The sequence below is a fragment of the Marinobacter sp. G11 genome (assembly GCF_021282325.1).
Lineage (GTDB): Bacteria > Pseudomonadota > Gammaproteobacteria > Pseudomonadales > Oleiphilaceae > Marinobacter > Marinobacter vinifirmus.
In genome coordinates this window covers 20,162-42,007 of the sequence record NZ_JAJSPB010000007.1, presented here as the reverse complement: position 1 = coordinate 42,007, position 21,846 = coordinate 20,162, and the positions used below count along the sequence as shown (strand labels likewise).

The 21,846-nt window shown below is 60.5% G+C and carries 19 protein-coding genes; 14 read left to right on the top strand and 5 right to left on the bottom strand.

Annotation, left to right across the window (positions count from 1 at the left end; translation table 11 throughout):
- Positions 1-27: 27 nt before the first annotated feature.
- Together LWH94_RS06440 and epmB are read right to left on the bottom strand one after the other, a co-directional pair.
- Complete coding sequence (locus LWH94_RS06440; protein WP_232901604.1) at positions 28-1,833, bottom strand: GTPase; 1,806 nt, start codon at positions 1,831-1,833, stop codon at positions 28-30.
- A gap of 174 nt (positions 1,834-2,007) precedes the next feature.
- Positions 2,008-3,048 (bottom strand): EF-P beta-lysylation protein EpmB, encoded by a 1,041-nt coding sequence (gene epmB, locus LWH94_RS06435; RefSeq protein ID WP_420538066.1) that lies wholly within the window; start codon positions 3,046-3,048, stop codon positions 2,008-2,010.
- A 102-nt stretch (positions 3,049-3,150) separates the two neighbouring features.
- Here epmB and efp point away from each other — a divergent pair, with 102 nt between their 5' ends.
- Together efp and epmA are read left to right on the top strand one after the other, a co-directional pair.
- Positions 3,151-3,726, top strand: a complete 576-nt coding sequence (gene efp, locus LWH94_RS06430) for an elongation factor P (protein WP_022989948.1) — start codon at positions 3,151-3,153, stop codon at positions 3,724-3,726.
- A 9-nt stretch (positions 3,727-3,735) separates the two neighbouring features.
- A complete protein-coding gene (gene epmA, locus LWH94_RS06425) occupies positions 3,736-4,704 on the top strand; it encodes an EF-P lysine aminoacylase EpmA (protein ID WP_232901602.1) in 969 nt (322 codons plus the stop codon).
- A 14-nt stretch (positions 4,705-4,718) separates the two neighbouring features.
- Here epmA and asd read toward each other — a convergent pair whose 3' ends face one another.
- Together asd and rsgA are read right to left on the bottom strand one after the other, a co-directional pair.
- A complete protein-coding gene (asd, locus tag LWH94_RS06420) occupies positions 4,719-5,585 on the bottom strand; it encodes an archaetidylserine decarboxylase (RefSeq protein WP_232901601.1) in 867 nt (288 codons plus the stop codon).
- A gap of 97 nt (positions 5,586-5,682) precedes the next feature.
- Entirely contained in the window at positions 5,683-6,738 is a 1,056-nt protein-coding gene (gene rsgA / locus LWH94_RS06415; protein ID WP_232901600.1) for a small ribosomal subunit biogenesis GTPase RsgA, read from the bottom strand.
- 425 nt (positions 6,739-7,163) lie between these two features.
- Here rsgA and orn point away from each other — a divergent pair, with 425 nt between their 5' ends.
- On the top strand, positions 7,164-7,706 hold the full coding sequence (orn, locus tag LWH94_RS06410; RefSeq protein WP_232901599.1) for an oligoribonuclease: 543 nt from the start codon (positions 7,164-7,166) through the stop codon (positions 7,704-7,706).
- Here the strand turns inward: orn and queG are convergent.
- Positions 7,696-8,790 (bottom strand): tRNA epoxyqueuosine(34) reductase QueG, encoded by a 1,095-nt coding sequence (queG, locus tag LWH94_RS06405; RefSeq protein WP_232901598.1) that lies wholly within the window; start codon positions 8,788-8,790, stop codon positions 7,696-7,698. The genes orn and queG overlap by 11 nt on opposite strands.
- Positions 8,791-8,920: 130 nt before the next feature.
- Between queG and LWH94_RS06400 the strand changes: the two genes are divergently transcribed.
- The 11 genes from LWH94_RS06400 (at position 8,921) to LWH94_RS06350 (ending at position 21,814) form a co-directional block, all read left to right on the top strand.
- A complete protein-coding gene (locus LWH94_RS06400; RefSeq protein ID WP_232901597.1) occupies positions 8,921-10,477 on the top strand; it encodes an NAD(P)H-hydrate dehydratase in 1,557 nt (518 codons plus the stop codon).
- Positions 10,474-10,971, top strand: a complete 498-nt coding sequence (gene tsaE, locus LWH94_RS06395; protein ID WP_232901596.1) for a tRNA (adenosine(37)-N6)-threonylcarbamoyltransferase complex ATPase subunit type 1 TsaE — start codon at positions 10,474-10,476, stop codon at positions 10,969-10,971. The genes LWH94_RS06400 and tsaE overlap by 4 nt, the downstream gene beginning before the upstream one ends.
- Positions 10,972-10,997: 26 nt before the next feature.
- The gene (locus tag LWH94_RS06390; protein ID WP_442914968.1) at positions 10,998-12,296 is read left to right on the top strand and encodes an N-acetylmuramoyl-L-alanine amidase; all 1,299 of its coding nucleotides are present in this window, start codon (positions 10,998-11,000) and stop codon (positions 12,294-12,296) included.
- 20 nt (positions 12,297-12,316) lie between these two features.
- Positions 12,317-14,206: a DNA mismatch repair endonuclease MutL gene (gene mutL / locus LWH94_RS06385; RefSeq protein ID WP_232901594.1), complete on the top strand. Its 1,890-nt coding sequence runs from the start codon at positions 12,317-12,319 to the stop codon at positions 14,204-14,206.
- A gap of 5 nt (positions 14,207-14,211) precedes the next feature.
- Complete coding sequence (gene miaA, locus LWH94_RS06380; protein WP_022990692.1) at positions 14,212-15,258, top strand: tRNA (adenosine(37)-N6)-dimethylallyltransferase MiaA; 1,047 nt, start codon at positions 14,212-14,214, stop codon at positions 15,256-15,258.
- A 34-nt stretch (positions 15,259-15,292) separates the two neighbouring features.
- Positions 15,293-15,544 carry an RNA chaperone Hfq gene (gene hfq / locus LWH94_RS06375; protein WP_058341342.1) on the top strand — a complete coding sequence of 84 codons (252 nt, stop codon included), beginning with the start codon at positions 15,293-15,295 and terminating at the stop codon, positions 15,542-15,544.
- Between the two features lie 92 nt (positions 15,545-15,636).
- Positions 15,637-16,938: a ribosome rescue GTPase HflX gene (hflX, locus tag LWH94_RS06370; protein ID WP_227498386.1), complete on the top strand. Its 1,302-nt coding sequence runs from the start codon at positions 15,637-15,639 to the stop codon at positions 16,936-16,938.
- A gap of 78 nt (positions 16,939-17,016) precedes the next feature.
- Positions 17,017-18,204, top strand: coding sequence for an FtsH protease activity modulator HflK (gene hflK / locus LWH94_RS06365; protein WP_232901593.1), 1,188 nt, complete (start codon positions 17,017-17,019; stop codon positions 18,202-18,204).
- A gap of 3 nt (positions 18,205-18,207) precedes the next feature.
- Positions 18,208-19,083, top strand: coding sequence for a protease modulator HflC (hflC, locus tag LWH94_RS06360; RefSeq protein WP_094623888.1), 876 nt, complete (start codon positions 18,208-18,210; stop codon positions 19,081-19,083).
- A 172-nt stretch (positions 19,084-19,255) separates the two neighbouring features.
- Positions 19,256-20,437 carry an ATP phosphoribosyltransferase regulatory subunit gene (locus LWH94_RS06355; protein WP_232901592.1) on the top strand — a complete coding sequence of 394 codons (1,182 nt, stop codon included), beginning with the start codon at positions 19,256-19,258 and terminating at the stop codon, positions 20,435-20,437.
- Between the two features lie 81 nt (positions 20,438-20,518).
- The gene (locus LWH94_RS06350) at positions 20,519-21,814 is read left to right on the top strand and encodes an adenylosuccinate synthase (protein WP_232901591.1); all 1,296 of its coding nucleotides are present in this window, start codon (positions 20,519-20,521) and stop codon (positions 21,812-21,814) included.
- Positions 21,815-21,846 lie beyond the last annotated feature (32 nt).

Here is a 21,846-nt window from a genome sequence, read left to right as displayed (position 1 = left end):
AGCGCCCCGGTTGTGGCAGGCGTCCCGTTACAGGGACGGCCAGAGGGAGTCGAATTCGTCTTCCCGGCTACCTGGTGCAGACGGCGGATTCTGGTTATCTCCGGGGAGTATTTCCGGGCTGCGCAGCTTCAGCTCGAACTGGCTGATGCTGCCGGTTGAGGAGACTTTCTTCAGCAGTTGACCGTGGTCTTCCCGGCCATCGTGCATCAGTGAAATGCGGCTGCCGGTCTGGAATGGAAGCCGGGGCGTAATCAGGGTGGCTGCGTGATGCACCGCACTGATTTCCGGTAACAACAAGCCCCGGAGGTATTCACTGCTGTTGCCCATTTTCTGGATCAGCCGGATGGCGCAGGGGGCTGCACTGGGGGCCAGCAATTCAATGCCGATCTGGGTGCCCTGGTTGCGTACTTGCCGCAGCCAGCGAACCACCGCAATGCTCCAGGGGTGGCTGCTTTGCTCCCGAACCCCGAGAACTTCTCCGGCCTGCAGGGTTTTGGGTACGTTGTTCTCCCAGGCCACGCAGTAACCGCCGGGGCTGGTGTTCACCAGCAGCGCTTGGTGGGACTTGGGCAGGTTGCGGTCGTGGTGTTCGGTGACTGCATGGCTGCTGCCGCGGAAGTTGATCGGGGTGTCGGCCGAGTGCAGGCGGTCGTCGTGGGGGCCGGCATCATGGGCGTTAGACCAGGGATCGGCCTTGCGGTTGGCATTGCGGATAAAACGGTTGTCCTGGTGGTGGCCGTTGTCGTTGCCATCCAGGAACTCCGCAAAGCTCTTCTCGCCCGAGACGAAGTAATGGGTGGCCGACAGGCCAACAGAGATTTCCAGGGTGCCCTGGCTGGCGATACGGTTAAAGTTACGCTTGGCAATGATGCCGAGCGCCTGGCTCAGGTGGGTGAGCAAGGTATCGCTGACCCGGCCGGGAACCTCCAGGCGGGTCTGGGCCTTGCTGTGGGATCTGCGGGCATCAAGGGTTTCGGACAGATAGCCGGATAGCTCCTGGGTGTCGAAGCCGAATCCGTTGTCGCCTGCCTTGCCTTCCAGCAGGCTACGGTAGACCGGAGCGCTGTCCCGCTCCATATTGACCACGAACAGGCTGTCAGGGCCGACATCAGGGCCGCATTGGCAGTATTTTGTCCAGCCTTCGAACAACTCGTAGATCTGGGTCAGCTCGGATTGCCGCAGCTGGTTCGGGCGCGCGCATCCGAGTAACAGGATGCGTATATAGCTGTCGGCCACGGTGCTGCCCCGGCTTGCGCTCAGGGTGTCGTCTTCCACATCGTGGTCTGCCAGCTTGTTTCGGCAGGCAAAGCGGTACAGCCGGTGACATTCAAGCCAGCTGTGGGCCGGGCTGGGGCAGTAGAGCTGGTGCGAACGGACAATGGTGGCCGCCAGTTCGGAAATCGCCCGATGGATGGCGATGGCAATGTGTTTGCGGTTCTTGTCCAGGCCACCGTTATCCAGGTATTCCAGCAGGCAGAGCTTATAGCCGGAAGCCAGGTGCAGCTGAAGGGCCTGGGTCAGGTTGGCAATCTTGCGCTGTTTTTCCGGCAGGGCGACGGCCAGGCCCAGGAAGTGGCGCGAAAGCTCGTTGCACACGAAGTGGATGCTGCCGCGGATAGCCTCCAGGTACTGGATGCGCATCTGGGGTGTCAGAAACAGGTGGTTGAGCTCGATAATGGCGTGGTAAAGCTGCCGCGATGATTCGCCAATATTGGCCATCGGCAGCTGGTCGACCCAGGCCCGGAATGCCTTCGGCGTTGTATCGCAAAACGACAGGCTTGCTGTTTTCTGCTCGGGAACCTTGAGCTCTGGTTTGAGTATCGTGCCTTCCATGTTCTCACGCCAATGTCTGGGCAGCATCGTATTCGGGCTGAAATTGCCACAAATACAGGCCGTTATTGTTAGTCGATCATGAACTCTAAGATAGCAAAGCGGCAACAAAAAGCGAGAAAAACACGAGTTGACAATGTTTTACAAGTTGCGGTGCGCCAACTTATGCGACAGGTCTCAAACTCCGACAGGAATCGGGGTCTTGCTGGCCTCTCCGGGCAGCTCCCGAACCAGCTTTGGCACCAGGAATCCCGGGAGTTGCTCCATGAGTTCCCGCACCAGTGTTGCAGCCCTGGCATCACTGACATCGAAATGGTGGGCGCCGGCGACCGGGTCGAAGGCATGCAGGTAGTAGGGCAGTACGCCGGCCTCGAACAGGGACTCGCTCAGCTGAGCCAGGGTTGCCGCTGAATCGTTCACGCCGCGCAGAATAACGCTCTGGTTAAGCAGGGTGACACCGGCGGCTTTCAGCTTCCGGAAGGCCTCTCGGGTGGCGTCATCGATTTCTGCCGGATGGTTGATATGCACCACCAGCACGGTTTGCAGTCGGGTGTTCGACAGCCAGTCCAGCAGCTGGTCGTTGACCCGTTGAGGGATCACCACCGGCAGCCTTGAGTGGATTCTCAGCCGGCGCAGGTGCGGCACGGTATCCAGTTGTTGTGCCCAGCTGGCCAGCAGCTGGTCGTTGACGGCCAGGGGGTCGCCACCGCTGAAAATAATCTCGTTGATCTCGGGGCTCTGATGCAGGGTGTCGATAACCTGCCGGCGGTCCTCCGGGCCAAGCTTCTGGGAGCCATAGGGGAAGTGGCGGCGGAAGCAGTAGCGGCAGTTGATCGCGCACTGGCCGGTCACCATCAGCAGGGCGCGGCTGCGGTATTTCCGGATCAGCCCGGTGGTCTGGATGGCGTTGTCTTCCTGCAGCGGGTCGCGAACGAAGCCCGGTTGCTCGGCGGTTTCTTCCAGCAGGGGCAGTACCTGCCGCAGCAACGGGTCGTCCGGGTTGCCCGGCTGCATGCGTTCGATAAAGGGTTCCGGAACCCGTATCGGGAACAGCTTATGGCCCGCCTGTGCACCGCCCAGCCAACGCTCAACCGGTAACCTGAGGCGCTCCAGCAGCTGTTCCGGCCGGGTGACAGACTGGCTCAGGATCTGCTGCCAGGAGGGGCCGGAACCCTGCTTTGGGGCAATGTTCTGTGTGCGGGATGCGGGTTGGGTCAAATCACGGGCTTCTGTCAAATCATGGGCTTCTATAGGGGAGGGGGTTCGCTGTATCATAGCGACCTTTGAAAATTTAACGACAGTCTGTCAGGTGGACATTTCATGGCTTCATATTCTACCAACGAATTTCGTAGCGGTCTCAAGGTTTTGCTGGATGGCGACCCTTGTATCATGCTCGAGAACGAATTCGTCAAGCCGGGCAAGGGCCAGGCATTCAACCGTGTAAAACTGCGCAACCTGATGACCAACCGGGTCTGGGAACGTACGTTCAAGTCCGGCGAATCCCTGGAAGCGGCCGACGTAGTCGAGCAGGACATGGAATACCTGTATACCGACGGCGAGTTCTGGCATTTCATGCTGACTGACGGCTCCTTCGAGCAGTTCGCTGCCGATGCCAAGGCGGTAGGCGATACCGTGAAATGGCTGAAAGAGCAGGACGTATACACGGTGACCCTGTACAACGGTGCGCCGCTGTCTGTTACGCCGCCTAACTTTGTGGAACTGGAAGTGGTGGATACCGATCCGGGCATGAAGGGCGACACAGCCCAGGGTGGCTCCAAGCCGGCAACCCTGTCTACCGGCGCCGTGGTGAACGTGCCCCTGTTCATCACCATTGGTGAGGTGCTGAAAGTAGACACCCGCTCCGGTGAATACGTGAACCGCGTCAAGAGCAGCTGATCCCTGCCCATGACTGACAAACCTGTCTGGCAGCCCACTGCCTCGCGGGATGTTCTGAAAAGCCGCGCACAGCTACTGGCATACGTGCGCGGCTTTTTTGCACAACGGCAGGTGCTGGAGGTGGAAACCCCGGTGCTTGGCCGCCATGGCGTAACCGATGTGAACCTGGACGGCATCCCGGCTTCGGTCAATGCGCCCGGCATCACGTCCGGCTGGCTGCAGACTTCCCCCGAATACCATATGAAACGGCTGCTGGCGGCCGGTTCCGGCTCTATTTTCCAGGTTGCCCGGGTGTTCCGGAATGGCGAGCGCGGGCGCCGCCACAACCCGGAATTCTCGATGCTGGAGTGGTACCGGGAGGGTTTTGACGACCGGCAGCTGATGGCCGAGGTGGCGGACCTGGTTTGCGGCTGGCTCGGTTGCAAGCGCCCCCTGGTGCTTGCCTACCGGGATGCGGTGCAGGCCTATGCCGGTTTTGATCCGATGACAGTCAGCGATCGGGACCTGGCCCGCTATTGCGAACAATGGCTGGAGCCGGAGCAGCTGGCCGGCATGGGGCGGGATGCCTGTCTGGACCTGGTGATGAGCTTTGTGGTGGAGCCGAAGCTGGGCGTAGATGCCCCGGTATTCCTTACCCGTTATCCGGCCTCGCAGGCAGCTCTGGCCAGGGTATCCGATGACGACGGCTTTGCCGTTGCCCACCGGTTCGAGCTCTATATCAATGGCCTGGAGCTGTGTAACGGCTACTGGGAATTGACCGACCCGCAGGAACAGCGGCAACGATTCGAGGCGGATAACCGCCAGCGCCGGGCGGCAGGAAAATCGGAAATGGCGGTCGACCAGGCGTTTCTGGATGCGCTGGATGCCGGCTTGCCGGAGTCTTCCGGGGTTGCGCTGGGCCTGGATCGGTTGTTAATGCTGAAGGTGGGAGCAGCCAGCATCGAAGAGGTGCTGGCATTTCCGGTCGAGCGGGCCTGAGCTCGCCGCCCTGGTCAGGCTTTTGAGGCACGCAAGGTGCCGAAGGCTTCGCCCATGCGCACGGTTTTACCGGGCACCTGGTTCGGCTTCCATTTCATGGAGCCCCTGGGCATCACCAGCACCACGGTAGAGCCCAGCCGGAACCGACCCATTTCCTCGCCTTTCTCGAAGCTGACGGCCTCGTCGCCCTGATACTGCCAGTGGGATACCTTATGGGGGTTGGGTGCAATCACACCGCCCCAGGTGGTTTCTACACTACCGACAATCATTGCGCCGACCAGAACCAGTGCCATGGGGCCGGCTTCGGTATCAAAGATGCAGGCCACCCGCTCGTTGCGGGCGAACAGGTTGGGTACATTTTCCGCGGTTACCGGGTTAACGGAGAACAGCTTGCCCGGCACGTAGACCATTTCCCGAAGAGTGCCGGCCAGCGGCATGTGCACCCGGTGGTAGTCCTTCGGTGACAGGTAAATGGTGGAGAACTCACCTTCGGCAAAAGGCTTTGCCCGGTCCTCGTCACCACCGAGCAGTTCGGTCAGGCTGAAAGACTGGCCCTTAGCCTGGAACACCCGGTCGTCGCCGACCTGGCCGATCTGGCTGATGGCGCCGTCTACCGGGCTGACAAAGGTATCGGCAGCTTCTGCGACCGGCCGGATGCCGGGCTTCAGGGCCCGGGTAAAAAACTCGTTGAAGGTGGCGTAGGCCTCGGGGTTGGACTCGGCCGCCTCGCTCATATCCACGCCATAGCGATTGATAAACCAGCGGGTGAAGCGGTTTTTAAATGCGGGTGATTTGTCGCTGTCGGCAAAACGGCCAGCCAGGCGGGAAACCGCCAGTTGCGGCGTTACGTACTGGCTCAGGACAAACAGTTTATCAAGCATCCGGAAAGTCTCTTACCTCGGGAAAGCGGCGAAGTTTAGCAAAACGCAGCCGCCGAATAGAAATGAATTCGTGCCATAAGGGGTGTTGAGGTCACGGTCAGGGCAGCTTCAGGCCGCGGGCCTGTTGTTCTGCCATGTCTTGCAGAATCCGGTGGAAACTCTTCAGTCGCTCGGTGGAAATCTCCCCCTCCGCAGCCGCCCTCTCCAGGGCGCAACCCGGATCGCCCATGTGCCGGCAGTTACGGAACTTGCACAGGCCAATCAGCGGCCGGATTTCCCGGAATCCGTACTCCAGCTCCTGGGGTGTCATATGCCACAAGCCAAACTCCCGGATACCCGGAGAATCAATCAGGTCACCGCCGCCGGGCAGGTGAAACAGCTTGGCGGTCGTGGTGGTGTGCACACCTTTACCGGTACTCTCTGAGACCGCGCCCACCCGCAACAGTTCATCCGGCAGCAGGGTCTGGATGATCGACGACTTGCCCACCCCGGACTGCCCCACAAACACACTGGTCTTGCCCCGCACCAGCGCCTCGACTTCCGGCGCCGCTTCGCCCTCGCAGGCCGCAGCCGACGTGCGTTCAACCTGGTAACCCAGGGCTTCGTAGCGGGTCAGCAGGGTTTCGATCTGCTCCCGGTTACGATCGTTAATCAGGTCGGTCTTGTTCAGCAGAATCACCGCCGGAATATCGGTGCTTTCCGAAGCCACCAGGTAGCGGTCAATCAGGTTGTCATGGGGCTCGGGCTCGGGGGCGATCACCAGGATAATGTGGTCAATATTCGCCGCAACCGGCTTCAGCGCCCCGAAATTATCCGGCCGCTGCAGCAGGTTATCCCGCTCACACCGGGCCACAATCACTCCGGTTTCACTCTTACCGGGCCGCCAGACCACCCGGTCGCCGGTTACCAGGCTGTCGATATTGGCCCGGACAAAACACCGGAACACCTGCCCGGTGTCTTCGCCTTCCAGCGCCTCGATATCCAGTTGCTGCCCGTAGTGGGCAATCACCAACCCTTCCTGCTCCGGCCCCAATTCCCCGGCCTCGGCCTGGGCCTCCACGGCTTTTTCTTTGCGGGCCATGCGCTCGGTGCGTTCTTTCTGGATTTTCTCGATGCGCCACTGCTGGCGTTTATTCAGTTTTCTCTTGGCCATCGGCTCTCAAATGTTCCGGGGGAAGTGGTGTGACACATGATACGTGAATCATGGACAATAGGCAGAGTTTCTGATGTTTGGCGCATGTCTGTCTGGACTCTGACTTAGGTGCAGGTGCTGGCCGGGGACACCTTTCCGGGAGACGCTACGAGCACGTCCCTGTGCGCTTGACTGAAGCCATCCTTGGCTTCAGACACTCCCGGAAAGGTGTCCCCGGCCAGCACCACTAACCACGGCGTGGGTTTCAGCTCAACACGCGGCCAGCAATGTAGCCCGAAGTGCAGGTGTGGTTGTGCTTTCCGGAAATGTGCGGAGCCATGGATGGCGGAGCAGAAGCGCCACATGGATGTGCCGCAAGGAGCGGTTTCCGGAAAGCACAACCACACCTGCACCAGCTCCCAAACTAAACCGCATAGGACAAAAGAATGCCCGACCACAACCGATTAGTGTGGATAGACCTCGAGATGACCGGCCTGGATCCGGAGAAAGAGCGGATCATCGAGATGGCCACGATTGTTACCGATTCGGAACTGAACCTGGTGGCCGAAGGCCCGGTGATAGCCATTCACCAGCCTGACAGCCTGCTGGACGCCATGGACGAATGGTGCACCAACACCCACGGCGCCAGCGGCCTGATCCAGCGGGTGAAGGACAGCAAAACCAGCGAGGCAGAAGCCGAGCAGGAAACCCTGGCGTTCCTGAAGCAGTATCTGTCTGCCGGCGAATCACCGCTGTGTGGCAACAGCATCGGCCAGGATCGCCGGTTTCTGGTGAAGTACATGCCGGAACTGGAAGCCTTCTTCCACTACCGGAACCTGGATGTATCAACCGTCAAGGAGCTGGCTCGCCGCTGGCGGCCGGATGTGCTGGATGGTGTGAAAAAGAAAGGCAGCCACCTGGCGCTGGACGATATACGCGATTCCATCGAGGAACTGCGCCACTACCGCGAACACTTCTTCAAGCTGTAAGGCCGTGCCGGCGCAACGCCCAGGTTACGTGTTCCCGCACCAGTTCTGACGGGTGGTCCGCCCGTTGCTTCAGTGCCTCGATCACCGGAATGGTGCTCGGGGCATTGCCTAGTCCTACGGCCAGGTTGCGCAGCCAGTTCTCGTAGCCGGTTCTGCGTATAGCAGAGCCTTCGGTGTTTTTCAGAAACTGTTCTTCAGTCCACAGGAACAACTCGGCCAGGTTGGTGTTGTCCAGGCCGTGTCTGGGCTGGAAGTCGTCTTCCCGGGTGGGCTTGCTGAATTTGTTCCAGGGGCATACCAGCTGGCAATCGTCGCAACCGAATACCCGGTTACCCATTTTCGAGCGTAGCTCTTCCGGGATCGGACCTTTCAGTTCAATGGTCAGGTAGCTGATGCAGCGGCGGGCATCCAGTAAGTGAGCGCCAACAAAGGCATCGGTCGGGCATATTTCCAGGCAGGCGGAGCAGGAGCCGCAGTGCTGTTTGTCGAAGGGCTCATCCACCGGCAGCGGTGCACTGGTGAAGATTTCACCGAGGAAAAAGTAAGAGCCGGCTTTCGGGTGAATCAGCATGTTGTTCTTGCCGATCCAGCCCAACCCGGCCCGTTGCGCCAGCCCCCGCTCAAGGACCGGGGCGCTGTCCACAAAGGCCCGGTAGTCGTAGCCACTGACGGCTTCATCGATCTGTTTGGCCAGGGTTGCCAGGCGTTTGCGCATCAGCTTGTGGTAGTCCCGCCCCAGGGCGTAGCGGGTGATGTAGGCGGTTTCCCGGTTAGTAAGCGCTTGTTTCGGGTTGTCGGGCGAAGGCAGGTAATCCATGCGCACGGAGATGACCCGCAGGGTGCCGGGTACCAGGGAGTCCGGGGTGTAGCGTTTGTCGCCGTGGTCGGCCATGTAGGCCATGTCGCCGTGGTAACCGGCGGCCAGCCAGCGTTGCAGGCGTTCGGCATGGGGGCCGGTGTCGGCCAGGGTAATGCCAGCATCGGCAAAGCCGAGATCCCTTGCCCACTGCCGGATTTGCTCCGGCAGGGCGGTCAGTTCGGTGCCGGGCGGTTGGTTTTCTGTGGTCTCGGGCTGGCTGGTCATGATCGCAACGTCGGCCTTTGAAGCCTGCAGAGATTTAATTTGATTAAGTTATGACCTTTTTTCCTGTTTTGCTATGCTTAACAGGTATCTGGCCAATTTTCTTAAACCGGTTTCTTTAACGGGATACCCCATGCGCTATGCGGACAGTCTACCAGAAGCTCTGTACTCCGCCGACTCGGTTCGAGCGATGGATCGGTATCTTATTGATCAGCAGGGTGTTGATGGCTTTGAGTTGATGCAGTCCGCGGCCAGGGGAGCGTTTCGCCAACTGCTCCGGCATTGGCCGTCGCCTGCTTCGATTCTGGTGCTGTGCGGGGCTGGCAATAATGGCGGCGATGGTTACCTGATCGCCCTGAATGCCCATAAGCAGGGGATTCCTGTGCAGTGTGTGGCGGTCAGCCCAGCCGGCAAGCTGTCGGGGGATGCTCTCAAGGCCTTCAAGGCAGCCGAACAGGCCGGTGTTGCAGTGGCCGATTTCGCCGGGTTGCCGGAAGGTGATCTGGCCCGACGGCTTGCCGTTGCCGGCGTGGTGGTGGATGCCATGTTGGGTACCGGTGTGGCGGGTGCCCCCCGGGAACCGGTTGTCGGCATTATCCAGGCATTAAACCAGGCCCGGGTGCCGGTGCTGGCAGTGGATTTGCCTTCCGGCCTGAATGCTACGACGGGTGCGGCCGAAGGCGAGGTGGTTCGTGCCACTGTTACGGTCACGTTTATCGGCGCCAAGGCCGGGCTGTTTACCGGTGCAGGTGCCGGTGTTTGCGGGCGGGTGGTTTTTGAATCCCTGGGCGTGCAGGAGCAGCTGCAAGGCTATGCCGGCCAGCCGCTGGCAAGTTTGCAATCCTGGGCCCGGTGCCGGGCCTGGTTTCCTGAGCGGCCCCTGAACGCCCACAAAGGGCAGTTTGGCCATGTGTTGGTGGTGGCGGGTGATCGTGGCTTTGGTGGCGCCGGCATCATGGCAGCCGAGGCGGCGGCCCGTTCCGGTGCGGGGCTGGTCAGCCTGGCTACCCGGCCCGAGCATGTAACCGCAGCCCTGGCCCGGTGTCCGAATGTCATGTGCCATGGCCTGATTCATGGGTCGGAACTGGCGCCGCTGTTGCAGCAGGCAGACATTGTGGTGTGTGGCCCTGGCATTGGCCGCTCGGCCTGGGGCCAGCAGATGTTGCAGCAGGTTCTCGACAGCGGGAAACCGCAGGTGCTGGATGCCGACGCCCTGAATCTGATGGCTGCCCGTGCGGTGGCAACGGCCGACAACCGTGTACTGACCCCGCATCCGGGCGAAGCGGCACGGCTGCTGGAATGCAGCGTGGCCGAGATTGAAGCAGACCGTATGAGAGCGGCCACACGGATTCAGAAGCTTTGGGGTGGTATCGTTCTGCTCAAAGGCGCAGGAACCGTGATTACTGACGGGACCAACACGCCGTTTGTGGTGGCCGGGGGCAATCCCGGTATGGCAACCGGAGGCATGGGTGATGTGTTGTCCGGCATGATTGGAGCGTTTCTTGGCCAGCTGGAGGATTTTACCCGGGCCACGGTTGTGGCGGCCTCTGCCCACCTGGCAGCGGCAGACCTGGCATCGGAAAGGGTTGGATACAAATCCCTGGTGCCAGCAGATGTCCTGGATGCTTTGCCGCCGGTATTGAAGCAAACTGAAACCATGTCATTCCATGACGACCGGGAGGCGCGATGAGTATTTTTGGCAACGAACGCCGGTTGTTTCTCGAAGGCGAGGCCGAAACCGTGAAGCTGGGCTCCGAGCTGGCCCGGCTGGCCCAGTCCTCGGAGCAGGGGCTGACGGTGTTTCTGGATGGCGACCTGGGTATGGGCAAAACCACCCTGAGCCGCGGTGTGATCCGTGCCCTGGGCCATGAAGGCGCGGTTAAAAGCCCCACCTATACGCTGGTGGAGCCCTATGAAGACCTTGAACCGCCGGTTTACCACTTCGACCTGTACCGGCTGGGCGATCCTGAAGAACTGGAATACATGGGTATCCGTGACTATTTCGCCAGTCGCAGTTTCCGCCTGATCGAATGGCCGGAGCGCGGCGAAGGCATATTGCCGGACCCGGATATCGAGATTCACCTGGAACGGGAAGGCGAGGGGCGTTCGGTCGTGCTCAGGGCACGTTCGGAGCTGGGCGCCAGCCTGCTGAACGAAATTGAGTTAATTGGGCCGGAATCATGAGAGTTGTACTGGGGTTCTTGTTGATAATGACTGCAAGCCTGGCCAGCGCCGCTGCTCAGGTGGAGGGTGTGCGTATCTGGCCGGCACCGGATCACACCCGCCTGGTGCTGGATACCGCCGGTGCAGTGGAGCACAACGTGTTTTCGTTGTCTGACCCGTCCCGGCTGGTTATCGACCTGAAAAATGTTTCCCTGAAAACCGACTTCAGCAAGGTGGACCTGGAAGGCAGCCCGATTCGCCGCATTCGCAGCGCGCGGCGTAATGGCAGCGACCTGCGCGTAGTGCTGGATCTTGCCAGTGATATCAAGCCCCGAAGCTTTGCCCTGGAGCCCAACCAGCAATACGGACACCGGCTGGTGGTTGACCTGATCGACGAGAAAGGCAGCCGCATAGAGCGGGCTACCAGCCCCACCGTCACCCAGGACTCAGCAGGCAAGCGGGATATCATTGTGGTGATCGATGCCGGCCACGGTGGCGAAGACCCCGGCGCCATCGGCCCCCGGGGCACCCGTGAGAAAGACGTCGTTCTGAGGATGGCGAAAACCCTGGCAGACCTGGTTAACAAGCAGCCGGGCTTTACCGCTAAGCTGACCCGCACCGGGGATTACTACATCGGCCTGCGCAACCGCACCATCCTGGCCCGCAAATACAACGCCGACCTGTTTGTGTCGGTGCATGCGGATGCCTTCCGCACACCGCAACCCAGTGGAGCCTCGGTGTTTGCGCTGTCCCAGCGCGGCGCCACCAGTGAAACGGCACGGTGGCTGGCCCAGAGTGAAAACAGTTCGGACCTGATCGGCGGTGCCGGAGGTCTTTCGCTGGAAGGTCGGGACGAAATGCTGGCCGGTGTACTGCTGGATCTGTCCATGACGGCCAGCATCAATGCCAGCCTCGGTGTCGGTAGTTCGGTTCTGGGCCGGCTGGGCAACGTGGCCAAGCTGCACAAGCCCGGTGTGGAGCAGGCGGCCTTTGTGGTGCTGAAATCCCCGGATATCCCCTCGATCCTGGTCGAGGCCGGCTTTATTTCCAACCCCAAGGAAGAAAAGAACCTGGCCAGCCAGTGGTACCGCGACAAGCTGGCGAGCGCGATCATGGATGGTATTCATGAATACTTCCGGCGCACGCCGCCGCCGGGCACCCTGTTGGCCTGGCAAAAACAGAACAAGGGTAGCCCGGAAGTGAGTCAGTACCGGATTCGCCGTGGAGATACCCTGTCGGGCGTGGCCCGGCAGAATCAGACCACCGTCAGTGAGCTCATGCGCTTTAACGGCATGAGCGATGATCGTGTTATGGTAGGGCAAACCATTCGTATTCCCTCATCCTGATCAAGAGGTAGTTCCCGGTTATGCCCCACATCCAATTGCTCTCGCCCCGGCTTGCCAACCAGATAGCCGCCGGCGAGGTGGTGGAGCGCCCTGCATCCGTAGTTAAAGAGCTGGTAGAAAATGCCCTGGATGCAGGGGCCGGCCGGGTAGATATCGAGATCGAGCAGGGCGGGGTCAAGCTGATCCGGGTTCGTGATGACGGTTCCGGTATTGCCGAAGCGGACCTGCCCCTGGCCCTGAGCCGCCACGCCACCAGCAAGATCCTGACCCTGGACGACCTCGAAGCGGTGGGTACCCTCGGCTTTCGGGGTGAAGCCCTGGCCAGTATCAGCTCGGTATCCCGCCTGTCCCTGACGTCCCGAACCGAGGCGCAGGAAGCCGCTTCCCGGGTGGAAGTGGAAGGCCGGGACATGGACGCGAAAATCTCGCCGGCCGCCCATCCGGTGGGCACCACGGTGGAAGTGCGGGACCTGTTCTTCAATACCCCGGCCCGGCGCAAATTCCTGCGCACCGAGAAAACCGAATTCAACCACGTGGAAGAATGCATTCGCCGGCAGGCCCTGAGCCGTTTCGATGCCGGCTTTACCCTGCGCCACAACCAGCGGGTAGTGCAGAGCCTGAGACCGGCGGAATCGCCGCTGGATAAAGAACGGCGCATCAGTTCCCTGTGCGGCCAGCAGTTTATCGACAACGCCGTGGTGATCGATGCCGAGGCCAGTGGCCTGCGGTTGTGGGGCTGGGTGGCGCTGCCAACATTCTCCCGCTCCCAGGCGGATCTTCAGTATTTCTTCGTCAACGGCCGGGTTATTCGCGACAAGCTGGTGGCCCACGCCGTGCGCCAGGCCTACCGGGATGTGCTCTACAACAACCGCCACCCGGCCTTCGTGCTGTACCTGGAAGTGGACCCGGCCACGGTGGATGTGAATGTGCACCCCACCAAGCATGAAGTTCGCTTCCGGGATGGCCGGCTGGTGCACGATTTTATTTTCCGTACCCTGCACCGGGCACTGGCCGATGTGCGCCCGGATGATCACCTGCGGGGCGCCGTGGCGCAATCGTTCGGGCGTGAGCCGGAGCCTGCTGCTGGTGCGGGTAACGACGCTCCGGCATTCCAGTCGCAGGCGCACCAGATATCCGGGCAGCCGTCGGCCTTTAGTGGTCATTTCGGGCAGGCAGGAAGCCCACAGCCGCAGCAGGAATGGAAAGCCAGCGACCAGATGGCTTTCTATAATTCCCTGAACGAGGGCGGTGGTGTGGCCACCGCATCCCGGTCTGAAGGTTTTACGCCGCAGCCCATGCCAACGCCGCCACAGGATGGCGAGGAAGAACCGCCGCTGGGTTATGCCATTGCCCAGCTGCACGGCATCTATATCCTCGCCCAGAGCCGGGCAGGGATGATCGTGGTGGATATGCACGCCGCCCATGAACGCATTACCTACGAGCGTATGAAGCGTGCGCTGGTAGAGCAGGACCTGAAAAGCCAGCCGTTGCTGGTGCCCGTGTCCCTTGCCGTCAGCCAGAAGGAAGCGGCGCTGGCGGAAACCCATGGGGAAGAATTGCAACACCTGGGCCTGCAGATTGAACGCATCGGGCCGGAAACCCTGGCGGTTCGGCAGATTCCCGCGCTGCTGCGGGGTGCCGACACTGAACAGCTGGTGCGGGATGTGCTGGCCGACCTGATCGAGCATGGCCAGAGTGACCGGGTAGAAGCCGTCACCCACGAATTGTTGGGCACCATGGCCTGCCATGGATCGGTGCGGGCCAACCGGCAGTTGACCATTCCTGAAATGAATTCCCTGCTGCGGGATATGGAAGCCACCGAACGCAGCGGCCAGTGTAACCACGGCCGGCCTACCTGGACCCTGGTGACCCTGTCCGAGCTGGACAAGCTGTTCCTCAGGGGGCGCTGATCGCCATGACCCAGCCCTCTGCCGGTGCCGGACAGCCATTGCCCTCGGCCATTTTTCTGATGGGGCCCACAGCCTCCGGTAAAACCGACCTGGCCATGGCCCTGTGTGAACGGTTGCCCTGCGAGATCATCAGTGTCGATTCCGCCATGATCTACCGCGGCATGGATATCGGCACCGCCAAGCCGAGCGCTGAAGAGCTGGCCCGGGCACCACACCGCCTGATTGATATTTGCGACCCGGTCGATACCTACTCGGCGGCGGACTTTCGCCGGGATGCACTGGCAGAAATGGCCGATATCACCCGCCGCGGGCGAATACCGCTGCTGGTGGGCGGCACCATGATGTACTTCAAGGCCTTGCTGCACGGCATGTCAGGCTTACCCTCTGCCAGCCCGGAGTTGCGCCGGCAAATCGAGCAGGAGGCCGAATCCCTTGGCTGGCAGCACCTGCATGATGAGCTTTCGGCTAAGGACCCGGTGGCGGCTGAGCTGATTCACCCCAATAATCGCCAGCGCCTGATGCGTGCTATCGAGGTGATTCGCCTGACCGGCCGGCCGATTTCTGAACTCTGGCAGGCAGAGTCGGGAACTTCTGCACAGCAACATCGGTCCGGTATTGAGGATTACACGTATTTCACCAGGTGGCAGGCAGACGAAACTGGCGACCTGCCGTATACTGTTTTCCAGTTTGCTCTGGCCCCCGAGGAGCGCAAGGTTCTTCACGAGAGAATCGAAAAACGCTTCCTGCTGATGCTGGAGTCCGGTTTTCTGGAAGAAGTCCGGAGCCTGATGGCCCGGGGAGACCTGAACCCGGAGCTGCCGTCCATGCGTTGCGTGGGCTATCGACAGGCATGGGAATACCTGGCTGGCGATTGTGACTACGAAACCTTTGTAAACCGGGGCGTGGCGGCTACCCGCCAGCTGGCAAAGCGCCAACTTACCTGGTTGCGAAAATGGCCGGATTTGCACTGGCTGAACAGCGGTGATCCGCAAGTGGTGCTGGAAACCTTGAAAAAGTCCGGACTACCCACCACATTTAATTCTGAAAAATGACGATCTGCACTTACATATAAACAGGAGAATAAACATGTCAAAAGGGCATTCCTTACAAGACCCTTACCTCAACGCTCTGCGCAAGGAACGCATTCCGGTTTCTATCTTTCTGGTAAACGGCATCAAGCTGCAGGGCCAGATCGAATCCTTTGACCAGTTCGTAATCCTGCTGAAGAACACTGTCAGCCAGATGGTTTACAAGCACGCTATTTCTACCGTGGTGCCGGCCCGCAATGTGCGTTTGCCGCAAGCGACCGCGGCAGGAGAGGAAGAATCTGAAGACTGATACCTCCGGAGTTTCCGGTTTTAACACCCGCGTTCCAGGACAGCCCTTGAGCTGGAGTGGCCGCGGGTGTTTGTTTTTATGGAGTAGACCGAATCTTGTTTGAACGTCCTGACGTCGGAGAACGGGCGGTTCTCGTCCACATCGATTTTACCGCCCACGAAGACACTGAAGACCCGGGCGAGTTCCGGGAACTGGTTACCTCGGCCGGCGTTGAGCCGGTTGCCAGCGTAACCGGAACGCGAAAGCAGCCCAGCCCCCGGCTGTTCGTAGGGGAGGGCAAGCTGGAGGAGATCCGTGATGCGGTTGCCGCCAGCGAGGCCGACGTGGTGCTGTTTAACCACGCCCTGAGCCCCAGTCAGGAGCGCAACATCGAGCGGGAGTTGCAGTGCCGGGTACTGGACCGTACCGGGGTTATCCTGGATATCTTTGCCCAGCGCGCCCGCACCCACGAAGGCAAGCTGCAGGTAGAACTGGCTCAGCTCGAGCATATGTCGACCCGGCTGGTACGGGGCTGGACCCACCTGGAACGCCAGAAGGGCGGTATCGGCCTGCGCGGCCCGGGTGAAACCCAGCTCGAAACCGACCGCCGGCTGCTGCGTGAACGCATCAAATCCATTCACAAGCGGCTGGAAAAGGTGCGTAAACAGCGGGACCAGGGCCGGCGTGCGCGGAAGCGGGCGGATATCCCGACCCTGTCCCTGGTGGGCTACACCAATGCCGGCAAATCCACCTTGTTCAACCGGATTACAACTTCCAGCGTATATGCTGCAGACCAGTTGTTCGCAACGCTGGACCCGACCCTGCGCCGGCTGGAACTTCCGGACATAGGGCCGGTCGTAGTGGCGGACACGGTGGGCTTCATCCGGCACTTGCCTCACAAGCTGGTGGAAGCCTTCCGCGCGACGCTGGAAGAAACCATCCAGGCGACGATCCTGCTGCATGTGATCGATTGTCATGACGATCGTCGTGATGAAAACATCGAGCAGGTCGAAGAAGTGCTGGTAGAAATCGGCGCCGACGAAATTCCCCAATTGCAGGTGTTCAACAAGATTGACCTGCTGGAAGATTTCGAGCCCAGGGTAGACCGTAACGAAGAAGGTATTCCGGTGCGGGCCTGGGTATCGGCCGTCACCGGCGCCGGCCTGGATTTGCTGTTCGATGCCATTGTCGAGCGGCTGGCAGAAGACGTCGTGCATCACTTTGTTGTGCTCGGGCCGGCCGATGGCAAGCTTCGGGCATTGCTGCACGAAGCCGGCTCGGTGCTGAGTGAGGAGCATCGGGACACCGGTGAATCGGTAGTAGAAGTAAGGTTGCAGAACCGGGACTGGCAGCAACTGCTGAGCCGGGCAGGGGTGCGTGAAGACGCCATACGCCTTGAGCAGCGGAACGCCTGAATCCACCCGGCTATTGCCGGGGGCAGGATAAATCCCTAGTATTTGCAGCCATTCGATATAACACGAACGGAGAGAACTATGGCCTGGAACGAACCGGGTGGAAACCGCAACGACAACGATCCCTGGGGGACCGGTGGTCGTCGCGGCAATGATCAGGGTCCGCCGGACCTCGACGAAGCGCTGAAAAAGGGCCTCGACAAACTCAACCGGATGCTGGGCGGCAAAGGCGGCTCTGGCTCCGGCAACAACGGCAGTAGCTCGGGCGGTAGCAGTGGTGGCTTTGGTGCCATCCTGGCCATCGCAGCGATCCTGGTTGTCGGTTACGTGATTTACCAGTCGTTCTACACCGTAGACGAACAGGAGCGCGCCGTTGTGCTGCGTTTCGGTGAATACAGCCGTACCGAGAGCCCGGGCTTGCGCTTCAAGGTGCCGTTGATCGATAACGTGTACAAGGTGCGGGTAACGAACGTACGTACTGCCCAGTCCTCCGGCCAGATGCTGACCCAGGACGAGAACCTGGTGACCGTGGATCTCCAGGTCCAGTACCGGGTTGGCGATGCCAAGGCCTACGTGCTGAACATCCGGGATTCCAACCAGGCCCTGGCCTTTGCCACCGACAGTGCCCTGCGCCATGAAGTGGGTAGTTCATCCCTGGATGACGTGCTGACCGAAGGCCGTGCCGAGCTGGCTGTACGGGTTGAACAGCGGTTGCAGAGCTTCCTGCGTGACTATGGCGCGGGTCTTGAGATCGTTCGTGTCAACGTGGAAAGCACCCAGCCGCCAGGACCGGTGCAGGACGCCTTCCGTGAAGTTCAGCGTGCCCGTGAAGACGAGCAGCGCCTGAAGGAAGAAGCGGAAACCTACCGTAACAAGATTGTTCCGGAAGCCCGCGGCCAGGCCCAGCGCATGATTGAAGAAGCCAGCGCCTACAAGGAAGAGGTGATCGAGCGGGCCCGTGGTGAAACCGCGCGTTTCAACCAGTTGCTTGCCGTGTATGAAAACGCCCCGGCGGTTACCCGTGAGCGTATGTACATCCAGGCCTTGGAACAGGTTCTGGGTAACAGCAGCAAGATCTTTGTCGACACCGAAAGCAGCGGCAACATGATGTACCTGCCCCTGGATCGTCTGACTCAGGGTCGCCTGCCGGCGAACAGTTCCGGTAATTCCGGTTCCGGTAACCAGCAGCTTGATATCCAGACACTGACCGACCAGGTACTGCAGGAACTGCGTACCCGTCAGGACACCAACATCCGGAGGAGCAGATAAGCCATGGGACCTAAAGGTGTAGTGGGTCTTGCAGGCGCCCTTATTGTTGTCCTGCTCGTGCTGTCCAGCGTGTACATCATTCCCGAAACCCATCGGGGCGTGAAACTGCGTTTCGGTGAGTTGGTGGAAACCAATATCCAGGCAGGCATCCATTTCAAGGTGCCGGTGATCGACCAGATCCGTGAGTTCGATATCCGGGTGCTGACCATGGACCTTCCCTCCCGTCAGTACCTGACCATCGAGAAGAAGCCCCTGGACGTGGACTCCTACGTGGCCTGGAAAATCCGTGATGTGGACCAGTACTATCGGGCTACCGGTGGCGATGAGTTCCGTGCCCAGACGCTGATCCTGTCCCGCGTGGACAATGGCCTGCGTGACGAGTTCGGTATCCGCACCATGCACGAGGTGGTATCCGGCCAGCGTGATGAGCTGATGCACACCCTGCGTGACCGTGCCAACGAAACCGCCATCGCGGAATTCGGTATCGAAATCCTGGATATCCGGGTCAAGGCCATCGAACTGCCGGGCTCCGTCAGCGAGAACGTGTATCGCCGGATGGCGACCGAGCGCCATAAGCTGGCCCAGGAATTCCGTTCCCGGGGTCAGGAGCTGGCTGAAGGTATCCGTGCCGATGCGGACCGTCAGCAAACCGTTATCCTGGCAACGGCCTTTGCCGAAGCGGAGGAAACCCGCGGTGAGGGTGACGGTGAAGCCGCCCGGATCTACGCGGACTCCTACGGTGCTGACGAGGAATTCTACAGCTTTTACCGTAGCTTGCAGGCGTACCAGAACACCTTCGCCGGCAAGGATGACATCATGGTCATCGATTCCGACAGCAACTTCATGAAGTTCCTGAAGGACCCTGCCGGCGCCAACTGATGGGCCAGCAGGCACTGAAAACCGGAATACTCAGGTATTCCGGTTTTTTTGTGTCTGCCAAGGGTGTAGAATTCTGGCGGTTTTGTGCGGGTATTTTTGGCCCGCTCATCCTGAACCCTGAGTCATTCCCCCGGCACGTGGCCGGAAAGGGAAAAACGGACAACCGAATCTCATGACTGTATCTGATCGCTGGTTACTGCCAGATGGTGTCGAAGATATTCTTCCACCGCTGGCCGGACAGATCGAATCCCTGCGCCGGGAAGTAATGGACACCTGCCAGCGTTGGGGCTACCAACTGGTAATTCCCCCGCTGATCGAATATCTCGAATCCCTGTTCACAGGCACCGGACACGACCTGGAACTGCAAACGTTCAAGCTCACCGACCAGCTGACTGGCCGGATGATGGGTGTGAGGGCAGACATGACGCCGCAGGCCGCCCGTATCGACGCCCATACCCTGGGCCACGAGGGCATTACCCGCCTGTGCTATGCCGGCCATGTGCTGCACACCCGGCCGCGCCATATGCTGACCGGCCGCACGCCGATCCAGGCCGGGTGCGAGCTGTTTGGCAGTGCCTCTGAATCTGCAGACCTGGAAGTCATCAGCCTGATGCTGGAAACGCTTCGGGTGGCTGGCCTGCCCCGGGTGCATCTCGACCTTGCCCATGTTTCCATCTACGAAAGCCTGATTTCCGCTGCCGGCTTCGACAAAGACACCGAAGCTGCGGTGTTCGATGCCATGGCCCGCAAGTCAGTACCCGAGCTGGACGAGCTGCTGGGCGACTGTGCCGAAGGCTCAGCCGGTGCCCGCCTGCGCAAATTGGCGCGGGTAAACGGTGGTGTGGAAGCGCTGGATGAGGCCCGCAGTATTCTGGGCGGTGCGTCCGACGCTCTGGATGCAGCCCTGGATCAGTTGTCGCGGGTGGCAGACATGCTGCAACGGGACTATCCGGAAGTGAGCCTGGGCTTCGATTTCTGCGAACTCCGTGGTTACAACTATCACACCGGCCTGGTATTTGCGGCCTATGTGCCCGGCCACGGCGACTCGGTTGCCAAGGGTGGTCGCTACGACGCCATCGGCAGCGATTTCGGCCGTGCCCGCCCGGCGACCGGCTTCAGCCTGGATATCCGGGCCCTGGTGGCCCTGGGGCAGCGCTCTGTGCAGCGTCCGGGCTCTGTCTGGGCACCGGCAGATGCCGATCCTGCCCTCGAGCAGGCGGTCGCCGCGCTTCGGGCAACCGACACCGTCATTCGGGCACTGCCTGAAGATGCACACACCGATCCGGCCTCAAAGGGCTGCGACCGGCAACTGGTCAAGCGTGACGGCCAGTGGATTCTGGAAGCTCTGGGCTGAGACATCGCCCGTTGCTTGATGATATTTTCGCGTAAATTTGCAAGGCGCCTGCCTCCGGGCTGCCTGATGTGAGAGAGAATCATGGGTAAAAATGTAGTTGTGCTGGGCACCCAGTGGGGTGATGAAGGCAAGGGCAAGATTGTCGACCTTCTGACAGACAAGGTGTCTGCCGTTGTACGGTTCCAGGGTGGCCATAACGCCGGTCATACCCTGGTAATCGATGGCAAGAAGACCGCGTTGCACCTGATTCCGTCCGGTATTCTGCGTAAAGACGTCCAGTGCCTGATCGGTAACGGTGTGGTTCTGTCGCCGGAAGCCCTGCTCAAGGAAGTCCGTGAGCTGGAAGCCAACGGTGTACAGGTTCGCGATCGCCTGAAGATCAGCCTGGCGTGTCCGGTTATCCTGCGTACCCATGTTCGTATCGACCAGGCCCGCGAGCGCGCCAAGGGTAACGACAAGATCGGCACCACCGGTCGTGGTATCGGCCCTGCCTACGAAGACAAGGTGTCCCGTCGCGGCGTACGTGTCGGCGATCTGTGCAACAAGGCCGACTTTGAAGCCAAGCTGCGCGAGATCATGTCTTACCACAACTTCGTGCTGACCGAGTACTTCAAGGAAGAAGCGGAAGATATCGATGCGGCCCTGGAAGAACTGATGCAGATGGCGGAGGAAATCCTGCCCATGTCTGCCGACGTAACTGACATCCTGCACGACTACCGCAAGCGCGGCGAGCATATCCTGTTTGAGGGTGCGCAGGGTTCCTTGCTGGATATCGACCTGGGTACCTACCCATACGTAACGTCGTCCAACACCACGGCCGGCGGTACCGCCACCGGTTCCGGTTTCGGCCCGCTGTACCTGGACTACGTGCTGGGTATCACCAAGGCCTACACCACCCGCGTGGGCTCCGGTCCGTTCCCCACCGAGCTGTTTGATGCCATGGGCGAGCACCTGGCCGTGAAGGGTAATGAAGTGGGCACCACCACGGGTCGCTCCCGCCGCTGTGGCTGGTTTGATGCCGTGGCCCTGCGCCATGCGATCCAGATCAACAGTGTATCCGGCATCTGCCTGACCAAGCTGGACGTTCTGGACGGCCTGGAGACCGTGAAGGTGTGCGTGGGTTACAAAACACCGAACGGCGAGATTGCCCGTCCGCCGATCGGCTGTGATAACTACGCCGATATCGAGCCTGTCTACGAAGAGCTGCCGGGCTGGAGCGAAAGCACCGTGGGCCTGACCAGCGTCGACCAGCTGCCGGAGAACGCCAAGGCGTATATCCGCTTCCTGGAAGAGCAGATTGAGGCGCCGATCGACATCATCTCGACCGGTCCGGACCGCATCGAGACCATTACCCTGCGCCATCCTTTTGGGGAATAAGGCCCAGGAGTAAAAAAAACCGCCTGCAGCGA

What these genes read in the sequence shown, in the direction of transcription:
- LWH94_RS06440 (WP_232901604.1), bottom strand. Translation starts at nt 1,833, where the DNA reads ATGGAAGGCACGATACTCAAACCAGAGCTCAAGGTTCCCGAGCAGAAA.
- efp (WP_022989948.1), top strand. Translation starts at nt 3,151, where the DNA reads ATGGCTTCATATTCTACCAACGAATTTCGTAGCGGTCTCAAGGTTTTG.
- epmA (WP_232901602.1), top strand. Translation starts at nt 3,736, where the DNA reads ATGACTGACAAACCTGTCTGGCAGCCCACTGCCTCGCGGGATGTTCTG.
- asd (WP_232901601.1), bottom strand. Translation starts at nt 5,585, where the DNA reads ATGCTTGATAAACTGTTTGTCCTGAGCCAGTACGTAACGCCGCAACTG.
- rsgA (WP_232901600.1), bottom strand. Translation starts at nt 6,738, where the DNA reads ATGGCCAAGAGAAAACTGAATAAACGCCAGCAGTGGCGCATCGAGAAA.
- orn (WP_232901599.1), top strand. Translation starts at nt 7,164, where the DNA reads ATGCCCGACCACAACCGATTAGTGTGGATAGACCTCGAGATGACCGGC.
- queG (WP_232901598.1), bottom strand. Translation starts at nt 8,790, where the DNA reads ATGACCAGCCAGCCCGAGACCACAGAAAACCAACCGCCCGGCACCGAA.
- LWH94_RS06400 (WP_232901597.1), top strand. Translation starts at nt 8,921, where the DNA reads ATGCGCTATGCGGACAGTCTACCAGAAGCTCTGTACTCCGCCGACTCG.
- tsaE (WP_232901596.1), top strand. Translation starts at nt 10,474, where the DNA reads ATGAGTATTTTTGGCAACGAACGCCGGTTGTTTCTCGAAGGCGAGGCC.
- LWH94_RS06390 (WP_442914968.1), top strand. Translation starts at nt 10,998, where the DNA reads ATGACTGCAAGCCTGGCCAGCGCCGCTGCTCAGGTGGAGGGTGTGCGT.
- mutL (WP_232901594.1), top strand. Translation starts at nt 12,317, where the DNA reads ATGCCCCACATCCAATTGCTCTCGCCCCGGCTTGCCAACCAGATAGCC.
- miaA (WP_022990692.1), top strand. Translation starts at nt 14,212, where the DNA reads ATGACCCAGCCCTCTGCCGGTGCCGGACAGCCATTGCCCTCGGCCATT.
- hfq (WP_058341342.1), top strand. Translation starts at nt 15,293, where the DNA reads ATGTCAAAAGGGCATTCCTTACAAGACCCTTACCTCAACGCTCTGCGC.
- hflK (WP_232901593.1), top strand. Translation starts at nt 17,017, where the DNA reads ATGGCCTGGAACGAACCGGGTGGAAACCGCAACGACAACGATCCCTGG.
- hflC (WP_094623888.1), top strand. Translation starts at nt 18,208, where the DNA reads ATGGGACCTAAAGGTGTAGTGGGTCTTGCAGGCGCCCTTATTGTTGTC.
- LWH94_RS06355 (WP_232901592.1), top strand. Translation starts at nt 19,256, where the DNA reads ATGACTGTATCTGATCGCTGGTTACTGCCAGATGGTGTCGAAGATATT.
- LWH94_RS06350 (WP_232901591.1), top strand. Translation starts at nt 20,519, where the DNA reads ATGGGTAAAAATGTAGTTGTGCTGGGCACCCAGTGGGGTGATGAAGGC.